We start from the raw sequence: 21,022 nt of genomic DNA, 5'->3' as shown, positions 1-21,022 counted from the left end.
GCCTTAATCGTGATCAAGCTTGTCCGTGAGAGGATTGTTCCGCAAGCCCGTTCTTCTGATGACCACTTCCGTCTTCACATCGACGGGAAGAGCAGGAAGATATTCCTCGTCCCATTTCCCCTTCAGCTTTTTCCACTCTTTAGGGTACTTTCTGTAAATGACATCTCCAAAGCCCACAAAATCATTTTTATGCGCTTTAATATCTTCAACGGATCTGGAAATATCTTTATCAAGCTGCGTGCTGAGCGCTTTTTCCATTTGATTGATCACTCTCGGGTCCGACAGATGGAATGGGTATCTGACTGCGTCAATCTGTCCTTCCGCTTCAACCCGCACCTTAATGTGCGGTTTTCCGTTCGGAAAAGAGGCCGTTATCCGCGTATTCTGGCGGATCACCTGCAGACTGATCGCGTGTTTGACATGTTTCCAATCCGCATTAATGAATGTATGCTTGATTTTGTTTAAGAGCCACACCGCTCCCACACTGTCATCACTTTCAATCCAGTAATCCAGCCGCCCGTCCTTTTTAAATACCGCAAGACCGTCCGCTGAAAGAACCGCTTTCGGTTCAGTTTCCTGCGTATTTTCCATACTCGGGCCGGCTTTGCCGTCCCCGTGCATCTCATAGCCCGGAATAAAGGGTGCCCCGGTCGGAGAGGCCAGATCAATCAGAACATCCTGCAAACTTGTTTTGACGATTCTTCCGTATTGCTCCTCCGTAAAACCGAGCGTCTTGTTCACTTTATTAGAAGGAATTTTATCAATCGGCGTCAGCACTTTAATAATATCTTGAGCCTTACAGTTATGCGCGATCACAGCGGTTGCCGTTGTTCTGAATTCCGTATCGCGGTCGAGATTGTCCAATATAAATTCGAGACCTTCTTCCCTTGCGATTTTTTCGCTGAACACAACTAGATTTGTATGCGCGAAATAGAGTCTTCTGGAAACTTGCATCGATCCTTTTCTGAATGCTTCTGTTAAATTGTCTCCGGAAACGGAATAGACCGATACCGGCGGCCTGTCCCCCGCTCCGCCGCCCTGCAGTCCCCCCGCTACGTTTCCCGGGTTGATAATCTGAAAGTGCAGCATATATTTCCCTTCATCCGTCCGGTCAATTCCGATTGCGGATATGACGGCCAAGTCTGTCAATTCCCTTTTATCCCAGCATCCCGATAAAAACAGGGTGCAGAGCATCATGATCAGAGCGAGTATACATTTACGTCTTTTCATTGCCGTCGCCTTCTTTTACATCTTTATTGACCATTCCCCTTGACGTCTCGGGTTTCGGCCTCTGATGCCGGCCTTGGCGCCTGTTATTTTGCTGCACTAATAGGCCCGGTCTTTTTTCATCAGCCCATAAAGGAGCGCGGAATATCGAATCCTTCAAACCGCCTGCTGACATCGGAGCAAGCGGTGACATATATGGAAAACCGAATGAGCGCAGGCTGCAAAGATGGACAAACATGATAATAATGCCTAAAATCAAGCCGTAAAAACCCATAACTGCCGCTGAAAGGATGAAGACAAATCGAATCAGGCGCGCTGATATCGCCATGTCAAAGGCCGGTGTCGCAAAACTGGCAATAGCCGTCAGCGCCACGACGATGACCATGGCCGGAGACACGATGCCCGCCTGAACCGCGGCTTGGCCGATGACGAGCGCTCCGACAATCGAAACCGCCGAGCCGACCACCCTCGGCAGCCGCACTCCGGCCTCCCTGAGAATTTCGAAGGCCACCTCCATTGTCATAGCTTCAATCACAGCCGGAAACGGCACGGTCTCGCGCTGGGCGGCGATAACAATTAACAGCTGCGTCGGGATCATCTCTTGATGAAAAGTCGTAGCGGCCACATAAATGCCCGGAGCGACCAAAGAAATGAAGAAAATCAAGACCCGAAGCAGCCGAATGCTTGTGGCAATATCAAATCGTGAATAATAATCTTCAACGGACTGAAAAAATTGTATAAATAAGGCCGGCGCAAGCAGGACAAACGGCGTTCCGTCTACGATAATCGCAAATCTTCCTTCCAGGAGATTACCTGCGACAACATCGGGCCTTTCCGTATGATACACCGTAGGAAATACAGAAAACGGCGCGTCTTCGATCAGCTGTTCAATGTAGCCTGATTCCAAAATACTGTCGATATCAATATGCTTCAGCCGGCTGCGGACTTCCTTAATCAGCTTTTTTTCGCAGATCCCGTTAATATACATCAGCGCAACATCGGTATTTGTCTCGTGCCCGATCTCCATCTTCTCAACCCACACATCAGGCGTTTTAATGTACCTGCGGATCATGGAGACATTGGTTTGCAGCGATTCCGTAAACCCTTGGCGCGGACCGCGGAATGACACTTGGGTGCTCGGCTCTTCTATTGAGCGGCGCTCTCCCCCTTCCGTGCTGGCGATAAGCGCTTTATCAGCCCCGTCCACAAAAATGAGCGTGCTCCCGGCCATCAGCCCCGCATAAAGACTCTTCCATTTTTGCTCCTCTTTCATCCCGCCGACTGCAATCGTTTTCTCATACATCCGGCAAACTGCCTGCTCGGGCTGAACGGATGGGATGTCAATCAGATCCTCCAGCAAGGATTGGCTGACAAGCTGCTCATCAACCAAACCCGCTATGTACACAATGGCTGCCGGAAGTTCTTCCTTTCCGATTTTCAGCCGGCGGATGACGACATCTGCGCTGTTGCCGAAGCGTTCAGAAAGCTTTTTCATATTTTCCGATAAGCTGGCTGAAATCGGTTCATTCTGCTCTTCTTCGGATTTGCTTTCTTCTTTTTCGTCTCCGTTTTCGCGGTTTTGCTTTTCGGTATTTTTCTTTTTCTTCTGCTTAAAGAATGGAGGCATATCACAAAATACCTTTCCTTGTTTTTTTCATATTCTTCCTGCACAGCAAAAGATTATGCACAATCCTGCGCCTGCATAAGTTTTGCAAGAACGAAAAGAATAAGAACGGAGGGTGATGTGCATGAAAATATTGGGTGTTTCGTTTTTTTTGCTTGTCGCCTGTCTGATGATTTCGATAGGGATGGACATGCTGCAAGGGTTCAGTCTGTACGGGGCGGTCAAAAACAACCTGTCCGCGTTTAAATTGACAACTTTTTCGGAATGGCTGATGCTTTGCCTGTTTGGGCTTTTTTTAATAAAAGAAATGGCGGCCTTATATAAAACACAAAAAAAAGACCCCTGACCGGGCGTCTTTCTTACGTTATACAACGATATTTCCGGTTTCTGTATCCGTGCTGTGTTTCACGATTACGCCTTTGATAATTTTGTTGCCGATGATCTTTGTGTTGGCGGAAGAGCTTGTTTGGATGGCCGATGCAGAAGCTTGGGAAAGGTTGTTGATAGTATTGCCGGAGATAAGGGAATGAGAGGTTCCGTTCAAATAAATTCCTATCGGGATGCCTGCCGTTCTGTTCATTGTGATGGTATTATCAATGATTTCATGAGTACCTGAATTGAGATAAACAGTGACGATCAGCGGTGACGACTCAAAGCGGTTGCCGATGATCGAGGTGGCAGAGACGGTCGAGCTGAAAATCGGATAATTTTTGTAGTTTCTGAAGAGGTTGCCTTTGATCACAGCCTTGGCGTCATTTGTCACAGAAATGGAATAGGACTCGGCTGCTCCTTCAAACGCATTCGGACTCAATGTATTTCCTTCAATATCGGCATTGCCTCCCGTGACCCATATGCCCCGGCTGAACGATTTCAGCACATTATTTTTAACGGTTATATTCCCGGCCGAAATGTTGATCGCGTCAATCACTTGATTGAGGCTGTTATTGATAAAGACGGTGTTTTCTGACAGCACCGCCCGAAGTCCCGTGGTTCGTCTCGTTTGGGATAGTCCATTTTCAATGACATTGCCCTCAACCGTCACATCCGTTGCCTGATAGACGGAAATGCCGGTGTTATCAAATTGATTGATTTTGTTATGGCTGACAAGAACGCTTTTTCCTCTCACGTCAATTCCGGTGGAGAAACCGGTAATGAGATTGTTGGAAATGATCGCATTGCTGCTCTCCTGCCCTTGTGACACACCTTGTCCCGCAATTGCTGTTCTTGAGCCGCCGTTTGTCCGATACAGGACATTTCCTGTAATAACGGTTTGCGCGCCGTACCCGTAGCTGATCGTGTTGTCAGCCTGATTTCCTTCAATTAACACGCCGTATCCGTTAAAGTTCGTGATGGAACTTGCGACGTTTCCGTTAAAAAGGTTGTTGCGGATGGTGATATGAAGGGCCTCTTCATAATCAATACCGCCCTCTCCGTATCCCTCGATGTCAATGCCGAATTTCGGCGCCGTACCGTTTCCTGTTCCTGCGTCCTCGATGATGCATTCCTCCACAGTTACTGTGTTGCAGCCGGTGATGGAAATGTTATTTCGCCTTGACTGCCTGATGCCGCAACGGCGGATGGTCACATGCTCTGATGTTTCGTAATCATTATTTGTTCTTAAACCGAGCGGACTGATAATGATGCCGTCCCCCGTAAAATTTGAGATGTTTACGTTCTCCACAAGGATATTGCTGCTGCCTTCGATACATATTCCGAATCCCCATTCATGAGTCGACCGCAACGGGGCACTGCGATAAGTGTGTTCATCACGCTCCCCGATAATCTGTCCGCCTGTAATGGTGACATTTTCTTTTCTTCCTATATAGAAAGCCGAATAACCCCAAGAGCTGTTCGGTGCTACTTTGATGATGCATTGCGGGTCCATGATAATGGATATATTACTCGGTACATTAATGCCGGCGTTTCGGAATGGCTGATTGCTGTCTCCGCCGAGGGTGCCGTTAATGCAGTAGGTTCCCTGCGGAAACAAAACCGTGTGATAGCCCTTCGAGGCGGCCTGTGCCAAGCATTGATTGAGAGTGATTGTCACGTCGGTTTTACCGTCTGCCGCCACACCGCAATCTGTTACATCCAATATACGATTCGGCAAATAAACATCTCCTCCTTCCTCTTTTATTTTCTATCCTATTCGGTCATGTACAGCTCCGTCTGTACATATCTTAAATTTTATTAAAAAAGTTTATAAAGATAGTTTCGTTAGATAATATGACAAAATAAGCCATTAGAATTAGGAAAATTCGGCTATTATCAAGGATTTGAGATTTTTTGATTCTGGAATTTTTTGAATTCAGTATAAATTATATTGACACAAGTATTATATAAGAATATGATTTTTGTAATACACTTTTTTAAGAAAGGGTTGGCTCAGGTGGCATCAATTGAGAAGGATTATATAGTAGAAAGTGTGCCGCAAAGAGGGTTCTTCGGTCATCCCCGCGGCTTGTTCACACTGTTTTTTACTGAATTTTGGGAGCGTTTCTCCTACTATGGTATGAGAGCCATATTGCTTTACTACTTGTACACGGAAGTCGCTCATGGCGGTCTCGGTTTTGACAAAACCACTGCAGTTGCCATTATGTCCATTTACGGATCTCTCGTGTACATGTCGAGCGTAATCGGCGGCTGGCTTGCCGACCGGGTATTCGGAACGGCAAACACCGTATTTTACGGCGGAATCTTAATTATGTTCGGACACATCGCTCTTGCCTTCCCTGGCAGCACGGCTGCGTTTTTTCTCAGCATGGCTCTGATCATTATCGGAACCGGCTTATTAAAACCGAACGTATCAAGTGTAGTCGGAGATTTGTATACGAAGGAAGATCAGCGCCGTGATGCAGGTTTCAGTATCTTTTACATGGGCATCAACCTCGGCGGATTACTCGCGCCGCTAATTGTCGGAACACTCGGACAGAAGTACAACTACCATCTTGGCTTCGGATGCGCCGCTGCCGGTATGTTCCTCGGACTTATCGTTTTCGCTCTGACGAGAAAAAAATACCTTGGCAAAGCAGGTTCCAACGTACCGAATCCGATCTCAAAAGCATCCGTTATCGGAACCGGAATCGGCGTCGTTATTGCGTCCATTGTGATTCTGATCCTGATTCAAACCGGCTGGTTAACGATCCAGCGTGTGATTGACATCGTCAGTGTTCTCGGTATTCTTATTCCGGTTATTTACTTTATTGTGATGTTCACAAGTAAAAAAGCGACTAAAACAGAAAAATCACGTCTTGCGGCCTATGTCCCGCTGTTTATCGCGGCGGCCATGTTTTGGGCCATTCAGGAGCAAGGGGCGACAATTCTGGCCCTATACGCAGATCAGCGCACAAGGCTTTCATTTGCGGGATTCCAGCTGGAGTCTTCTTGGTTCCAGTCTTTAAATCCGCTATTTATCGTCATTTTCGCACCGGTTTTCGCTTGGATTTGGATGAAGCTCGGCAAACGCCAGCCTTCAACGCCGATTAAATTTGCGATTGGCATTATCCTCGCCGGTTTGTCATTCCTTGTGATGGTTCTTCCGGTTATGGGCGGGAACGGCGAACTCGTCAGCCCGCTTTGGCTTGTGCTCAGCTTCCTGTTGGTCGTGCTCGGTGAGCTTTGCCTTTCCCCGGTCGGGTTATCAGTAACGACAAAGCTGGCGCCTGCCGCTTTCTCAGCGCAGACGATGAGCATGTGGTTTTTGACAAATGCCTGCGGTCAAGCACTGAACGCAAAAGTAGTCGGTTTGTTTGATAAAATTTCTGAGGCGGCCTATTTCGGCTCAATCGGTCTTATTTCTATCATTCTCGGTATTATTTTGCTGCTTCTCTCACCTGTGATTAAACGGGCAATGAAAGGCGTAAAATAAAAAAGGGCCTGCGGATACCGCAGGCTCTTTTTTTGCTTCTATTGTTTCAATTCCTCCAGCGTTTCTTTCCATCTTTCGAGCACACTCTCCGGCTCATGCAGCTGAATGGCCGGACCGGACGTCAAGTCCGCGTATTTCGCCCTATCCTCTTTCACAAAGACGACACGGCAGCTAAATCGCTCTCTGTCATATTTCGCCTCTTTTTGTGCCGGGAGCGGCTCACATTGCAGTGTGACGTAATAAGCCGCTCCGTTCTGCCAAGCTGTGAAAAGGGCTTGTCCTGAGCGCAGCAGATTTCTTGCCGTCGTGGTGTTTTTCCATAAAGCGATACGGATATCGGTTCTGCTTACGGCAATGATTTCGCCGGCGCTGATCATGGCGGCGTGAGGCCTGCCCTCCTCCGTGACGGATTGCAGGACAAATGCTTCATGCTGCTTCTTCTCAAGCTCCGTCCCGTCTAAAAGCGCATAGAGAGTGTCTGGTAAATGTTCAATCATCGCTGCGTTTTTCTTTCTGGAACAGCCGGAACGTGAGTGGCTGTCTCCGTTTCCTTCGGATCGATTTTAAATGAAGGATTGTATTGTTCCGGATTTGTAATGCTCTCCGGCTCGCAAGATCTCCATGTAAAGAAACAGGTTTGGCATTGATATACTTCCCATGCGCCTGTTACCGGTGATGCGCTTACGGTTTCTCCTTTTTTTGACTCACAGCGCGGACACGTTTTCATATCAGTTCATCCTTTCTTATTTATTCATCAAGTCCATTAGTTTTTGTTCCCACTCTTTTGTTGTCAGCGGAGAATCAAGCGGCTGTGAATAATGGCCTCTTGTTTCCGGCGCGACAGGTGTTGTAGCGTCAAGAATCATTTTATGCGTCATTCCTGCCGGATCAGAGCCCGGGTCAAGCGGCAGGACGGATAAATCTGGAATGATGACCGCATCGTGTTTCGGATGCATTTTTGTAGAAAGCGCCCACATGACTTGCGGCAGGTTGAACGGATCCACATCCTCGTCGACAATGATGACCATTTTACAATAGCCGAGCCCGTGCGGCGTCGTCAGCGCGCGCATGCCGACCGCTTTAGCGAAACCGCCGTAGCGTGTTTTCGTCGATACGATGGCAATTAAGCCGTGCGTGTACATCGCGTTGACGGCAACAATTTCGTTCGGATAGGCTTCTTTGAGCTGCTGGTAAAGAGGCACACACGTATTAATGCCGATCATATAGTCACACTCTGTCCAAGGCATGCCTAAATACAAATGTTCAAAAATCGGATTGCTGCGGTGGTACACCCGTTTAATTTTAATCACCGGCATGCTTCGTCCGCCTGAATAATGGCCTGTGAATTCACCGAAAGGACCTTCATACTCCCGTTCTCCGGCAATGATTTCACCTTCCAGAACGACTTCGGCGCCCCACGGAATATCTAAATCAGACAGCTTAGATTTCACGATTCTGTATGGTTCCCCCTGGATCGCTCCGGCCATTTCGTATTCGGATTGGTCATATAAAAGCGGTGTTGATGCGGCCGTCGTAATGACAGGCTCACAGCCGAGCGCGATCGTGACAGGAAGATTGACGCCGCGTTCTTCAGCTTGGCGAAGATGAATCGCGATATCGTGCTGCGGCACCGGCTGAATGCCGAGGCGGTCTTTTCCTTTCACCTGCATTCTGTAAATGCCGACGTTCTGCTTGCCGAAATTGCCCGGATCTTCGAGGTCGCGGGAAATCACACACGCTTTGTCCAAATAATAGCCGCCGTCTCCCTGGTTGATTCTGAATAAAGGCAGAATGTCAAACAGGTTGATGTCTTCTGTGATTTCATTTTCGTGAAACGGCGCCGTTTCTTCCCGTTTGACGGGCATCGGGAACGTATCGTACCGTTTAGCGAACTCAAAGAACTGCTCCTTTACCGGTGTGTCTTTCGGCAACCCGAGCATCATCGCATGATTCGGCCAGGAACCGATGACATTCATAGCGATTTGCGCATCATGACAGCCGTAAATATTGTTAAACAAAAGCGCGGGGCTTTTATCGCCGAGGTTGCTTGCCGCGCGCGCAGCCGCGCCTAAATCCGGCTCCGGTTTTACCTCTTCGTTTACTATTAACAGCTGTCCTTCTTTTTCAAGAGCCGCGAGAAATTCTCTAAAATCTTGATAGGCCATAATCAATTTCCTCCCTTTTCTTTTTCAATTCCGTTCCAGCGCTTCGCTTCCGGCAGACGAATGCCGAACTGATCGAGCGTTCTGAACACAATGTGATCTATCATTTCATCTAATCCGGCCGGCTTATTATAAAAAGCAGGCATCGGCGGCAGAATGACAGAGTCCATTTTTGTAAGCGCTAGCATATTTTCTAAATGGATTTGGTTGAGCGGCGTTTCTCTCGTCAGGAGCACAAGCTTCTTCCGTTCTTTCAGCATGACGTCTGCCGCTCTTGTCAGCAGATTGTCCGCCATCCCGGTGCGGATGCTTGCGAGTGATTTCATGCTGCACGGGGCGATAATCATTCCATCCGTTTCAAACGACCCGCTTGAAATTGCCGCTGCCTGGTCCTTGTGGGAATACGTATATGCCGCCAGTTTCTCGACATCCTTTAATGTATAATCGGTTTCATGTGTAATGGTGACATTCGCCCAAGGAGATACGACAAGGTGCGTTTCAATTTCTGCGGCCTTCAAATATTCTAAAAGCCTGATCCCGAATATGGCCCCCGTGGCTCCGGTCATTCCTATGACGAGCTTCAAGATGACCCCTCCTTTACGCTTGAAATATGTCTTCAAAACCATCATACTCCTGATATATCCATATGAAAAATATTCGTTAAATCTATATATCATACCTATAAGGTATATCAGAAAGGAGCGTTTCCACATGGATATCCGGCAATTGCGCTACTTCGTCACCATCGCACAAGAGCAAAAAATCACGTCAGCCGCCAAAAAACTGCATATGGCACAGCCGCCCCTGAGCAGACAGCTGAAACAGCTCGAAGAAGAGTTGGGCGTCATTCTATTTGACCGCCACAAGAAAAAACAAATGACTCTTACATATGAAGGAAATGTTTTTCTGAAAAGGGCGAAAGAGATCCTTCATAAGTTTGAGGACGCCATCATTGAGGTACAGGAGCTGAAGGAGGAAGTGGCCGGCACACTTGCAGTGGGATCAACGATATATTGCGCCGCGCTTATGCTTGACAAAGTCACCCAAATGAAGGAACGGTATCCGCATCTGACCTTTAATATTTGGGAGGATGAACCCGTTTCGCTGCTGGAGCTTTTAGAATCCCGGCAGATTGACGCCGCCGTCACCACCACCCTGATCAAAAGCGACGGCATTGAATCGAAGGAACTTGAAGATATTCCGTGTGTGTTGGTGCTTTCGGAACAAACAAAATACAAGTGCGGAGAAACGATCAAACTGGAGGACATCGCCTCATTGCCGCTTATCCTCTTGCGCACGGTAAATGGGAAAGGCGTATATGACCAAGTTCTTCATGTCTGTGAACAGGTCGGTCTTGACCTTCAGGTTGTTTGTGAATGCCACGATTCAGCGACACTGCTCAGCCTCGTGTCACAAGGGTTCGGAGCCACGATTCTGCCCTTGACGATGATTCCCGTCCATATGAGAGCGCATATTAAAACGGTAACGATCGAGGACAATCCGTTTGTCATGACACCGGCGGTCATCTGGAGAACGGACAGCTATTTACCGAAGCCGGCAAGACAATTTTTGGAATTATTTTAAAAAAAGAGCCCCTTTTTTCATACTCATGAAAACCAATTACTTGACTCATACTAAAAAAAAGTTATCCTTTACAATTGGGAGCTATTTTTTCTCAATAAAACTAATCAGAAAAGTGGGGAATAAAGAAGATGAAAAAAGCATTGCTCGCTTTATTCATGATGGTCAGCATCGCGGTGCTTGCAGCCTGCGGAAACTCACAGGACAGCGGATCTAAGTCAAAAGACGGCGATCTTTGGGCTTCTGTCAAGAAAAAAGGCGTACTGACCGTCGGTACAGAAGGAACGTATGACCCGTTTACCTTCCATGATAAGAAAACTGACAAACTGACCGGATATGATGTTGAAGTGATTCAAGAAGTCGCGAAACGCCTAGGTCTGAAAGCTGACTTCAAAGAAACACAATGGGACAGCATGTTTGCCGGGTTAAACGCTAAACGTTTTGACGTCGTGGCCAACCAAGTCGGTAAAACAGACCGCGAGAATCAATATGACTTTTCAGATATGTATACAACGTCTAACGCGGTTGTCGTGACGAAAAAAGACAGTGATATTTCTAAAGAAGCCGATGTCAAAGGCAAAACTGCGGCTCAATCATTAACAAGCAACTACAACAAATTGGCCCAAAAAGCGGGTGCAAAAGTAGAAGGCGTTGAAGGCATGGCTCAAGCCCTTCAGCTTATTCAGCAAGGACGCGCTGACTTAACGTATAACGATAAGCTGGCCGTGTTGAATTACTTAAAAACGTCAGGCAATAAAAATGTCAAAATCGCGTTTGAAGCGGGTGAACCGCAGCACACATACTTTACATTCCGTAAAGGCAGCGGCGAGCTTGTAACGCACGTAAACAAAGCATTAAAAGAAATGAAAGAGGACGGGACTCTTTCTAAAATCTCTAAAAAATGGTTCGGCGAAGATGTTTCTAAATAACATGCCGGAACCTGTGATTGCAGCAGCCATTCCTTGGGATCTGGTGCAGCAGTCATTCTGGCCGATTCTTTCCGGGGGAATCTATTATTCGATTCCCCTTACCATTCTTTCCTTTATTTTCGGAATGATCATCGCGCTCATCACAGCGCTGGCCAGAATGTCAAATATGAAACCGTTGAGATGGGTGTTCAGCGTATACGTATCGGCTGTGCGCGGCACTCCTCTTCTCGTTCAATTGTTCATCATTTTTTATCTGTTCCCGACCTTTAATATTACACTGGACCCTTTCCCAAGCGCAGTCATCGCTTTCTCATTAAACGTAGGCGCATATGCTTCAGAAATCATACGGGCATCTATTTCATCCGTGCCGAAAGGGCAATGGGAAGCGGGTTATACCATTGGCATGACCTATCAAAAGACATTGTTCCGCGTGATTCTGCCGCAGGCGTTTCGCGTGTCTATTCCGCCATTATCAAATACATTTATCAGCCTGATCAAGGATACATCTCTCGCTTCGCAGATTCTGGTCGCCGAGCTGTTTCGAAAAGCGCAGGAAATCGGCGCGCAAAATCTTGATCAGATTTTGGTCATTTATATTGAAGCCGCCTTTATTTATTGGATCATCTGCTTCTTGCTGTCCCTCGTACAGCTTGTGATCGAACGGCGTCTTGACCGTTATGTGGCCAAATAAGGAGGTTTCGGTATGCTCTCTGTTAAAGGGTTAAATAAATCATTCGGTCAGAATGAAATTTTAAAAAAGATAGATATGGAGATAGAAAAAGGGAAAGTCATTGCCGTTCTGGGACCGTCCGGCTCAGGCAAAACGACGCTTCTGCGCTGTCTGAACGCGCTTGAAATCCCGAACGCCGGCGAGCTTTCGTTTCCCGATTTTTCAATAGATTTCTCTAAAAAAGCGAAGCAGTCTGATATCCTTCGGCTCCGCCGTAAATCAGGCATGGTCTTTCAGGCGTATCATCTGTTTCCTCACCGCACGGCGCTTGAAAATGTCATGGAAGGCCCCGTTCAAGTGCAAAAACGCGACAAGGAGCAAGTCAGAAAAGAAGCGATTCAGCTCCTTGAAAAGGTCGGCCTGAAAGACAAAATGGATTTGTACCCATTCCAGCTTTCCGGCGGTCAGCAGCAGCGCGTCGGGATTGCCCGCGCACTTGCGATTCAGCCTGAGCTGATGCTGTTTGACGAACCGACGTCAGCGCTTGATCCCGAGCTTGTCGGCGAGGTGCTGAAAGTCATTAAGGATTTGGCGAATGAAGGCTGGACGATGGTTGTCGTCACACATGAAATCAAATTTGCGCAGGAAGTGGCCGATGAAGTCGTCTTCATTGACGGCGGCGTCATTGTGGAACAAGGGCCGCCGAGCCAAATTTTTTCCGCGCCGAAAGAAGAACGCACAAAACGGTTTTTGAATCGTATATTGAATCCTTTGTAGGGTGCCGAAGAAGAAGTGAAACACGATTTCGCTTCTTCTTTTTTTTGTCAGATATGCTACAATGACAATTAATGATTTTTATGAAAGAAGGGACCTCTTTGAAGCGGGAACTTGTTTTGCGATGGACGTTTTATTTTGCGGGTTTGTTCATTTTGTCTTTCGGGGTATCTCTGACCATCAAAGGAAAAGCTCTCGGCATCAGTCCCTGGGATGCTTTTCATTACGGGCTGTTTCAGCATTTCGGGCTTTCCGTCGGGCAATGGTCTATCGTCGTCGGGGCGGCCATTGTCGCGTTGACTTGTTTATTTACAAAGACGCTTCCGAAGCTCGGCGCCATTTTGAATATGGTGCTGCTGGGGATGTTTATTGATTTCTTTTCCTTTCTGCTTCCTGAGTCGGGCGCTTTTGTTGCATCGGCTGTGTTCTTTTCGCTCGGCTTGTTTATGATTGGCTGCGGCGTCGGTATTTACGTATCGGCCGGACTCGGCGCGGGACCCCGGGATTCACTGATGATGCTGATTTCAGAGAAAACGGGCTGGAATGTGCAATGGGTGCGCAACGGCATCGAGCTGACGATTCTCGGCGCGGCGTGGGCAATGGGCGGGCCGATCGGCATCGGCACCATCATTACAGCCATTTTGACGGGACTGATTCTGCGTTTTTCTTTGCCGCAGTCCGCAAAGCTTTTAACATATGCGATCTCAGGGCGTGCTCCGTCCGTTCATTAAAAACAAAGCCGTTTAAAGGTTTTGTTTTTTTTATTGTCGGACAGCGTGCGCCTGATATGATAGGATGGTTTTGACAATATTTGCAGACGGAGGATGTTGGACATGAAGATTTACGGAGTATATATGGATCGGCCGCTTTCAGCTGAGGAGTCGGAACGGATGATGTCGGTTGTATCCGCTGAAAAACGGGAAAAATGCCGCCGTTTTTACCATGAAGAGGATGCCCACCGCACCTTGATCGGCGACGTGCTCGTCCGCACCGTCATCGGTCATGAAAACGGACTTGATCCGGCCGCTGTCACATTCAGCGTCCAAGAGTACGGAAAGCCGTACATCCCTTCGCTTCCGGCCGTTCACTTTAACATCTCCCACTCCGGGCGCTGGATCGTATGTGCCGTTGATTCAGCACCGATCGGCATTGATATAGAGAAATTGAAGCCCGGCACGATTGATATCGCCAAACGGTTTTTTTCACAAACAGAATACAATGACCTGCAAGCCAAACATCCTGATGAGCAGACCGATTATTTTTATCACCTGTGGTCGATGAAAGAAAGCTTTATCAAACAAGCCGGCAAAGGGCTTTCTCTGCCGCTCGATTCGTTCAGCGTCCGCCTGCAAGAGGACGGACAGGTGTCAATTGAACTTCCCGATGGACACGAACCGTGTTTCATCCGCACATATGATGTGGATGCCGGCTACAAGATGGCCGTTTGCGCGGCACAGCCTGATTTTTGTGAGGGGATTGAGATGAAGACGTATGAAGAGCTGTTATAAGCAATCCGTCAGCATTTTGATGCCGCGGGCGGAACGGCGTAAAAGCAAAGGAAACGAAGACGGAATATGATCAACACACGAAATGAAAATGTCTATCTCGCGGGCTGCTTAACATTTGCCGATGTAAGAAAACACTTTGCTTATCATCAAGGAAAATCCGCGGCTGTCTGTTTTTTGATTATGCTGCTGGCTTCTGCCATCTGTTTTGAAATGAACGGCCCGGTTACAGGCGGCACATGGGGCGTCAGAGCTCTCCTGAATTTCCTTGCAGCTGTGATTCTCTCTTTGGCAGTCACGGTGATCGCAACGGCAATCTCATTCTTCCGTCTTTACAGAACATACAAAACGAATCAGCGGCTGAAATCTGCCAGAAGTATCACGATTAATCAGCTCGGAATCAGCCAAAAACAAAAAAATGCAAGCATTCTTTTTGAATGGGATGAATTGCTCTCGGCTAGGGAGCACAAAGATATGTTTCGATTACAAACATCGGGTTACGGAACACTTCTGCTGCCGAAACGACTTTTCTATTCACAAAAAGATATCGCCGTTTTCAGGCAAATGCTCCGGGAGAATGTGAGTGGGAAAGTAAATGTAACAGAATAAAAGACAAAAAGGAGGGTGCCCCCCCTCCTTTTGATCAGCCCAATATCTTCGCAGCCGACTGGAGCTGCTTTGCTTCTTGATAAATCTCTTCAAACAGATCGGCGATATGTTCTGCCTCTACGCAGGAAAACGCGATTCGCAAATCCGTTTCATTGATTGAAATCGTCCCAATACCGCGATGTTCAAGTAACGAAACCCGCAGGTCGTTGGCGTTTATGCCTTTCAGCCGCACGCACATGAAATAGCCGGAGTTAAACGGATAAGGCGTCCACACAGCTTCATAATGCTTGTTTTCTGACAGCACGGCCTTCACCTTATCAGCCCGCTTTTTCATAATGTCATATTTCAGCAGTCTTTCTTTCTCATAATCCGGTGACTGCATCGCTCTCAGCATAAATGTCTGGGACGGGTGCGGAGCGCTTGAAATCGTTCCCCTGATAATGCCTTTTGTTTTTTCCTCCAGCACTTGCAGCGCTTTCGGGCTTCCTGCGCTGTAGGTAATAAATCCGACACGGAAGCCCCACGCGTAATTTTCCTTTGTCGCGCCGTCTATTTTCACGCAAAGCACCCGGTCGTGCACTTGAGCGAGCTTGCTGAAGATAGATTCCTGGATTGCGGTTTCATCATAAAACAGATTATAATACGCATCATCCACAAGCACGACAATCTCTTTGCCGGACTCCGCCGCGTCCAGAATGACACTGACGATTTCGGCAGCTTCCTCTTCCCCCGGCGTATAGCCTGTCGGATTATTCGGGAAATTCAACACCACAATCGCCTTTTCTTCCTGCTTGCCCAACAGCTCGGACAGACCCGCCGCATTAAAACGCCCTTCTTGATTAAAAAGCGGATACGTCTGGATGGATGCCTTCCGTCTGACGCCGAAAATAAAGTTGTAATTTCCCCAATACTTATCAGGCAGAAGCAGCGTATCTCCTTCATTGACGAATAAGTCGGCTGCAATGCTCAGCCCATGGGTCAAAGCGTTTGTCACAATCGGCGTGCTGATGTTCTTCCCGGCTAACGAAGGATTTTCGCTGCGCATTTTTTTCAGCCATTCCTGTCTGAGCGGCTCTTTGCCCGCCGGAGGCGCATAATCGTATAAATCGTCAGGGTGATAGGCCGACAGCGTCTCTTGAATATGGTTAAAGTGCATCGACTCACCGTGTAAAGTGGCGATCCCGATCGTGGCATTATACTTGCCCGCCTTGGCTTTCGCCTCCGCTGACTGCGTCAGCACCCCCTTCGGATAAAATAATTCTTTTCCTAAATCAGAAAGCAAATGAAGCACGTGAGGGTTTTCTTCAGCTAATGTTCGGTTCAGCTCTTTGGCTGCATCATTCATGTACGACAATCCCTTCGTTTATATTCCTTCAAATCATAACATAAAATTTTTGATAAATGAGAAAACTCTCAGGAAGATCTTGTTACAAAAAAACAGACAGCGAATGCTGTCTGTCAAATGTTATAACAACTGACCGGCGGTGCTTTTATTGATAATTTCATAAATGCGCTCCGCCACTTTTTCGGTCTCAGATAGGATAAACATATGGCCGTCGGAGAACTCATGGAATACGGGAGATGCCGTCCATTGCTTCCATCCTTCCGCGTCTCTGATGCATTTATGATCTTTCCGTCCGTTAAAGATATGGACGGGCGATTGGATTTTTGTTCCGTCAGACGGCCGGAACCTTTCAAGCGCCCGGTAATCGGACCTGAAGGAAGGGAGGAAAAAGGACATGACCTCCTTGTTTTCTACTAACTCCTGCGGCATACCGCCAAGCTCGATAATATGGTCAAGAAATTTTTCATCATCAAGATGGGATACCTTTTTCCTTTCAATATGCGGCGGCTGGATGGCTGAGATAATTACGGCCTGCGGATAAATGCCCTCCCGCTCCAATTTTTGTGCCAGCCTGAAGGCAACCATGCCGCCCATGCTGTGCCCGAACAGCACAAACGGGCGGTCGGGGCGGAGATTCAATTCCTGCTTGTACATGTTTACAAGCTGTTCGAAATCCTCAACGGCGGACATTTGATTTGTTCCGTGTCCCGGCGGTTCCGCGGCAAGCATCTCACACTCTCCCTGAAGGTAGGCGTGGAGCGGGCGGAATGAGGCGGAATAGCCTCCTGCGAACGGAAAACAGATGAGCTGCGTTTTTTCTGTCGTATCGAACGATTTAAAGAGCTGGACCACTGGCGGCTTCCTCCTTTTCTAGCGTGAAGTTGACAGCTTCAGATTTTCTTTCTTAAGGAATTCGAGCAATCGTGCCGCATTCCTTTCGAGATTTTCTCCCTGAAGCATTTCTGCGTGAGTGCCATAGCCTTTTTTCACACAATATTCACCTGCTGTGGCGTCTTCCCACGAAGCCAGCCACGGCGGCATGGCAAAGTCCGGTTCTGATGTTAAGAGATCAATATCCGCACGCACCCGGCCGCTGCTGACGGCATGCACGAAATATGAATAAAAAGCTTTTGTTTTCCGTTCGAGGCCTTCTTTAACGGCTTCGTTATTCAAAGCTTCATTGTCTCTGTTCACCTTCATCAATTCTTCAGCATCACTTTCCACTGTACGTCCTTCGAGATCGCTGATTCCTTGTTTTTTATAGGAATCAATCATGATCACCCGGGCCACGTCACGCCCTTCTGCTTCAAGCTGTTTGGCTGTTTCAAAGGCGAGCGTGCAGCCTGCCGAGTAGCCTAACAGCGTAACAGGGCCTTTCGGCTGAAGCTGATTGATCAGCTCGGCATAGCGTTCTATTCGGCCGTCTTCTTCAATAAAATCAAACGCGCATATTCTATAGCCGGGCAGCTGCTTTGCCAGCGGCTGGTACATAAGCCCGTATCCCAGCACCGGCGGAAAAGCAAACAGTGTGTCAGACTGATTTTTGTTCATCACCGTGACGTCCTTCATGCCCTTTTCTTCGCCGTTGAGCAGATAGTCAGCAATGCCAGCTATCGTCGGCGCTTCAAATAGAAGCTTCACCGGAATGTCGGCTCCGAGCTCTTTTTTTATACGGGATGCGGCTGTCATTGCTTTTAATGAATGGCCTCCGAGCGCAAAGAAATCGTCATGAATCCCGATTTTCGATGTGCCGAGAACGTCTGCCCAAATACGGGATACCGTTTCTTCCGTCTCGTTTCGCGGCCCTGTCCATTCCTGGCCGGCCCGCTGTTTCGGTTCTGCTTTCGGAAGGAGTCGCTTGTTCACCTTGCCGTTTGGTGTGAGCGGCAGCTGCTCAAGACAGGTGAACGATTGCGGCACCATGTAAGCCGGAAGCTGTTTGTTCAAAAAGGCTTCAAGCCCGGTTGTCTCAATCTCGTGATCGCATACGAGGTATGCCGAAATAGAAGCATCACCCGTTTCGCTGCGATCCACGACAACAACGGCTTCTTTGACACCTTTGTACTCCTGAATCTGCTTTTCAATTTCTTCAAGTTCAATGCGGTGGCCGCGGATTTTGACTTGGTCGTCAATACGGCCCGCAAATTCAATCGTTCCGTCCGGCAGCCAGCGCGCCAAGTCGCCTGTGCGGTACAAACGCTCTCCGGCTTTGAACGGATTCTGAATGAATTTTTGCTTCGTCAGCTCTTCACGGTTGAGATAGCCGTTTGACACGCCCATTCCGGTCAAGACTAATTCACCAACCGCACCAAACGGCTGAAGCTGCCCGGTTTCAGTCAAAATATAGGCACCCGTCTCATTCAATGGCTTGCCGATCGGGATGGCGGACATGGAGTCAGGGATAGCATTGATTGTATGCGCCGTCGCAAACACCGTCACTTCGGTCGGGCCGTAAACGTGAATCAGCTTGCCGGGGCCCATTTTGCGCAGGGCTTTTCTGACATGCGCTGCGGATGCGCGCTCCCCGCCGAATAATACGTGCCGAAGCCCTTTCATCCACTCGTCTCCCGCGTCTGTCAGCACATTAAACAGGGCTGTTGTGACAAACATGACGGTAATGCCTTCCCGCCTGATCAGCTCCGTCAGCTTTTCTGTATTCAAAATCGTCTCTTTGTCAGCAATGACGAGCCTTGCGCCGTTCAAAAGCGAAGCGTAAAAATCGAAGGTAAACCCGTCAAAAGCGTAATTCGAAAGGGACAGCACCGTATCCCTTTCCGTTATAGCGACATAGTTTGTCTTCTTTGCGATTCGTTGAATATTGGCATGTGTAGTGATATTGCCTTTCGGTTTGCCCGTTGTCCCTGACGTGTACATGATATAGGCCGGATCGTCCGCCCCGCCTGCTGCTTCCGGTTCATCCGAAGGCGCGTCCAGACGGCTTTCATCGTCAATACAGAGCAGGCTCCCCGAATACGGCAGCTGCTTGGCTTCCGCGTACAGCGCCTTGTGAGTCACGAGGCATCCGGCTTTGCTGTCTTCGAGCATGTACGCGATCCGGTCTTCCGGGTATTCCGGGTCAATCGGCAGGTACGCCGCTCCCGTTTTTAAAATGCCGAGAATCCCGGCGGCCAGCTCAGGAGAACGTTTTGTAAACAGAGCGGCTACTGATCCTTTTCCGATTCCTTGATACCTTAAACGGTGCGCGATGCGGTTTGATTCCGCCTGTAATTCCCGATAGGTCAGCGTCGATTCGCCCGCGGTCACAGCCGGCGCATCCGGATTTGATTCAGCGGCTTGCCGGAACCATTCCGTCAGCTTTTCAGCCTCGGCTGACAGCCGTGAAGGATTTAATTCTGCCACGAGGCGTTCCCGCTCCGCTTCATCAATGATGTTCACTGTGTGAAGAGGCGCATCCGGATGCTGCACGATATGGGCAATTACCGTCAGCAATTGCGATTTCAGCCTTCCGATAAAAGCCTCCTCAAAAACACTTTCGTTATAAGCGAGCTTAATCAGCAATTGTTCACCCGGCGATGCCATCACATTGAGATCGTAATTCGATTTTTCAAATACGTGGACATCCTCCATTTCGAAACCGTTTTGCTGTCCCTCTTTGCTTTCAGCATCCTGAAGCGGATAGTTTTCAAACACGATGATATGGTCAATGAGCTTCTGCTGCGCAGCCTGGCTTTGTATGTCGTAGAGCGGCACATACTGATGCGGCTCTGACGCTAACGACTGTTCCTGAAGCTCGCTTAACAAGTCTTTGAACGTCGTGTTTTCAGCAAGCTTGACCCGCTTTGGCACCACATTGATAAACAGTCCGACCATATGCTCGACGCCTTTAATATCCGCCGGCCGGCCTGAAACGACCGTTCCGAAAATCAAATCATCTGAGCGCTGATAGCGGCTTAATAAAAGGCTCCAGACGGCTTGGAGCGCCGTGCTGAGAGTCGTATGCTGTGATTTTGCCAGCTCCGCAAACGCTTTTGTTTCTGCTTCGGGCAGGGAGAAAAGCAGCTCCTTCGGCTGATAGGGGGCTTTCTTCTTGTTTCTTTGCTCGGCGAATGTCGTTTGCCCCTCAAAACCCGCCAAGTAATCGCCCCAATAACTGAGCGACGCTTGTTTGTCCTGTTTTTCCAGCCATTGAATATATTCTTTATACGGCTTTACTGGCTTTAAGCTGTACGGCTTATTCTCCCGCAGAGCATTGTATACGTGAAACAACTCTTGAACGACGACGCCGAAGCACCAGCCGTCCAGCAAAATGTGATGATAGCTCCATATCCATTCGTAGCGTTTTTCCGCCTTTTTAAAAACAGCGGCACGCATTGGGATGTCACGGGTGAGCTGAAACCCTTTCACCTTATCTTTCTCTTTGTAGTCATTGATGGCGGAAGCCTGTTCGCTTTCAGACAGATGCGTCAGATCGATTTCATCAATGCGGAAGGTTCTTTTCTTCAGAACGACTTGAACCGGCCGTTTGACTTTTTCATGGATGAACACGGTACGAAAGATATCGTACCGGTCCACGATGACATTCATGCTTTCTTCAAGCTGTCTGACAGAAAAATCACCTTTTACTTTCATCGTCATTTGTTCAATGTAAAAGCTTTGGCCGGGATTCAGGAGAGTATGAAACAGCATCCCCTCCTGCATCGGCGACAGGTAATACATGTCCTGGACTTGATCTTTGCTAAATTGGCTCATATGCTCCGCTCCCCCCTT

19 protein-coding genes are annotated in these 21,022 nt (G+C 48.2%); 9 read left to right on the top strand and 10 right to left on the bottom strand.

Annotated features, from left to right (window positions below; all coding sequences use genetic code 11):
* Nucleotides 1–3: 3 nt before the first annotated feature.
* Together KY305_RS12255 and gerKA are read right to left on the bottom strand one after the other, a co-directional pair.
* Entirely contained in the window at nucleotides 4–1,230 is a 1,227-nt protein-coding gene (locus KY305_RS12255) for a Ger(x)C family spore germination protein (RefSeq protein ID WP_223062765.1), read from the bottom strand.
* Entirely contained in the window at nucleotides 1,217–2,854 is a 1,638-nt protein-coding gene (gene gerKA, locus KY305_RS12250) for a spore germination protein GerKA (protein ID WP_223062764.1), read from the bottom strand. Before gerKA ends, KY305_RS12255 begins: the two co-directional genes overlap by 14 nt.
* Nucleotides 2,855–2,975: 121 nt before the next feature.
* On the opposite strand from gerKA, the gene KY305_RS12245 reads away from it, so the two are divergent.
* On the top strand, nucleotides 2,976–3,197 hold the full coding sequence (locus KY305_RS12245; protein ID WP_223062763.1) for a YczF family membrane protein: 222 nt from the start codon (nucleotides 2,976–2,978) through the stop codon (nucleotides 3,195–3,197).
* Between the two features lie 18 nt (nucleotides 3,198–3,215).
* On the opposite strand, the gene KY305_RS12240 is transcribed toward KY305_RS12245, so the two are convergent.
* Nucleotides 3,216–4,961 (bottom strand): right-handed parallel beta-helix repeat-containing protein, encoded by a 1,746-nt coding sequence (locus KY305_RS12240; RefSeq protein WP_223062762.1) that lies wholly within the window; start codon nucleotides 4,959–4,961, stop codon nucleotides 3,216–3,218.
* 279 nt (nucleotides 4,962–5,240) lie between these two features.
* Between KY305_RS12240 and KY305_RS12235 the strand changes: the two genes are divergently transcribed.
* Entirely contained in the window at nucleotides 5,241–6,719 is a 1,479-nt protein-coding gene (locus KY305_RS12235) for a peptide MFS transporter (protein WP_223062761.1), read from the top strand.
* A gap of 38 nt (nucleotides 6,720–6,757) precedes the next feature.
* Here KY305_RS12235 and KY305_RS12230 read toward each other — a convergent pair whose 3' ends face one another.
* From KY305_RS12230 to KY305_RS12215, 4 genes are read right to left on the bottom strand one after another with little or no spacing between them, the layout of a single operon-like run.
* Nucleotides 6,758–7,216, bottom strand: coding sequence for a pyridoxamine 5'-phosphate oxidase family protein (locus KY305_RS12230; protein ID WP_223062760.1), 459 nt, complete (start codon nucleotides 7,214–7,216; stop codon nucleotides 6,758–6,760).
* A complete protein-coding gene (locus KY305_RS12225; RefSeq protein WP_223062759.1) occupies nucleotides 7,213–7,446 on the bottom strand; it encodes a non-oxidative hydroxyarylic acid decarboxylases subunit D in 234 nt (77 codons plus the stop codon). Before KY305_RS12225 ends, KY305_RS12230 begins: the two co-directional genes overlap by 4 nt.
* Before the next feature lie 16 nt (nucleotides 7,447–7,462).
* Nucleotides 7,463–8,884 carry a phenolic acid decarboxylase BsdC gene (bsdC, locus tag KY305_RS12220; RefSeq protein WP_223062758.1) on the bottom strand — a complete coding sequence of 474 codons (1,422 nt, stop codon included), beginning with the start codon at nucleotides 8,882–8,884 and terminating at the stop codon, nucleotides 7,463–7,465.
* A gap of 2 nt (nucleotides 8,885–8,886) precedes the next feature.
* On the bottom strand, nucleotides 8,887–9,501 hold the full coding sequence (locus tag KY305_RS12215; RefSeq protein WP_223062757.1) for a non-oxidative hydroxyarylic acid decarboxylases subunit B: 615 nt from the start codon (nucleotides 9,499–9,501) through the stop codon (nucleotides 8,887–8,889).
* 91 nt (nucleotides 9,502–9,592) lie between these two features.
* Between KY305_RS12215 and KY305_RS12210 the strand changes: the two genes are divergently transcribed.
* The 7 genes from KY305_RS12210 to KY305_RS12180 all read left to right on the top strand — a co-directional run bounded on the left by KY305_RS12210 (nucleotide 9,593) and on the right by KY305_RS12180 (nucleotide 14,949).
* A complete protein-coding gene (locus KY305_RS12210; protein ID WP_223062756.1) occupies nucleotides 9,593–10,465 on the top strand; it encodes a transcriptional regulator BsdA in 873 nt (290 codons plus the stop codon).
* A gap of 128 nt (nucleotides 10,466–10,593) precedes the next feature.
* Nucleotides 10,594–11,391, top strand: coding sequence for a cystine ABC transporter substrate-binding lipoprotein TcyA (tcyA, locus tag KY305_RS12205; RefSeq protein WP_223062755.1), 798 nt, complete (start codon nucleotides 10,594–10,596; stop codon nucleotides 11,389–11,391).
* Nucleotides 11,378–12,082, top strand: coding sequence for an amino acid ABC transporter permease (locus tag KY305_RS12200; protein ID WP_061522842.1), 705 nt, complete (start codon nucleotides 11,378–11,380; stop codon nucleotides 12,080–12,082). Before tcyA ends, KY305_RS12200 begins: the two co-directional genes overlap by 14 nt.
* A 12-nt stretch (nucleotides 12,083–12,094) precedes the next feature.
* Nucleotides 12,095–12,838 (top strand): amino acid ABC transporter ATP-binding protein, encoded by a 744-nt coding sequence (locus KY305_RS12195; protein ID WP_214801870.1) that lies wholly within the window; start codon nucleotides 12,095–12,097, stop codon nucleotides 12,836–12,838.
* A 98-nt stretch (nucleotides 12,839–12,936) separates the two neighbouring features.
* Entirely contained in the window at nucleotides 12,937–13,566 is a 630-nt protein-coding gene (locus KY305_RS12190; protein WP_223062754.1) for a YczE/YyaS/YitT family protein, read from the top strand.
* Between the two features lie 102 nt (nucleotides 13,567–13,668).
* Nucleotides 13,669–14,343 carry a 4'-phosphopantetheinyl transferase family protein gene (locus KY305_RS12185; protein ID WP_223062753.1) on the top strand — a complete coding sequence of 225 codons (675 nt, stop codon included), beginning with the start codon at nucleotides 13,669–13,671 and terminating at the stop codon, nucleotides 14,341–14,343.
* A 66-nt stretch (nucleotides 14,344–14,409) separates the two neighbouring features.
* Complete coding sequence (locus tag KY305_RS12180) at nucleotides 14,410–14,949, top strand: YcxB family protein (RefSeq protein WP_223062752.1); 540 nt, start codon at nucleotides 14,410–14,412, stop codon at nucleotides 14,947–14,949.
* Between the two features lie 34 nt (nucleotides 14,950–14,983).
* Here KY305_RS12180 and KY305_RS12175 read toward each other — a convergent pair whose 3' ends face one another.
* From KY305_RS12175 to KY305_RS12165, 3 genes are all read right to left on the bottom strand, one after another.
* Nucleotides 14,984–16,294, bottom strand: coding sequence for an aminotransferase class I/II-fold pyridoxal phosphate-dependent enzyme (locus KY305_RS12175; protein ID WP_223062751.1), 1,311 nt, complete (start codon nucleotides 16,292–16,294; stop codon nucleotides 14,984–14,986).
* Between the two features lie 120 nt (nucleotides 16,295–16,414).
* On the bottom strand, nucleotides 16,415–17,146 hold the full coding sequence (gene srfAD, locus KY305_RS12170; RefSeq protein ID WP_223062750.1) for a surfactin biosynthesis thioesterase SrfAD: 732 nt from the start codon (nucleotides 17,144–17,146) through the stop codon (nucleotides 16,415–16,417).
* Nucleotides 17,147–17,164: 18 nt separating this feature from the next.
* On the bottom strand, nucleotides 17,165–21,004 hold the full coding sequence (locus KY305_RS12165) for a non-ribosomal peptide synthetase (RefSeq protein WP_223062749.1): 3,840 nt from the start codon (nucleotides 21,002–21,004) through the stop codon (nucleotides 17,165–17,167).
* Between the last annotated feature and the right edge of the window lie 18 nt (nucleotides 21,005–21,022).

This window comes from Bacillus sp. YC2 (assembly GCF_019891195.1).
In the GTDB taxonomy this organism is placed as follows: Bacteria; Bacillota; Bacilli; order Bacillales; family Bacillaceae; genus Bacillus.
Note: the sequence above shows the minus strand (reverse complement) of the source record. Positions and strands in the feature narration are given on the sequence as shown.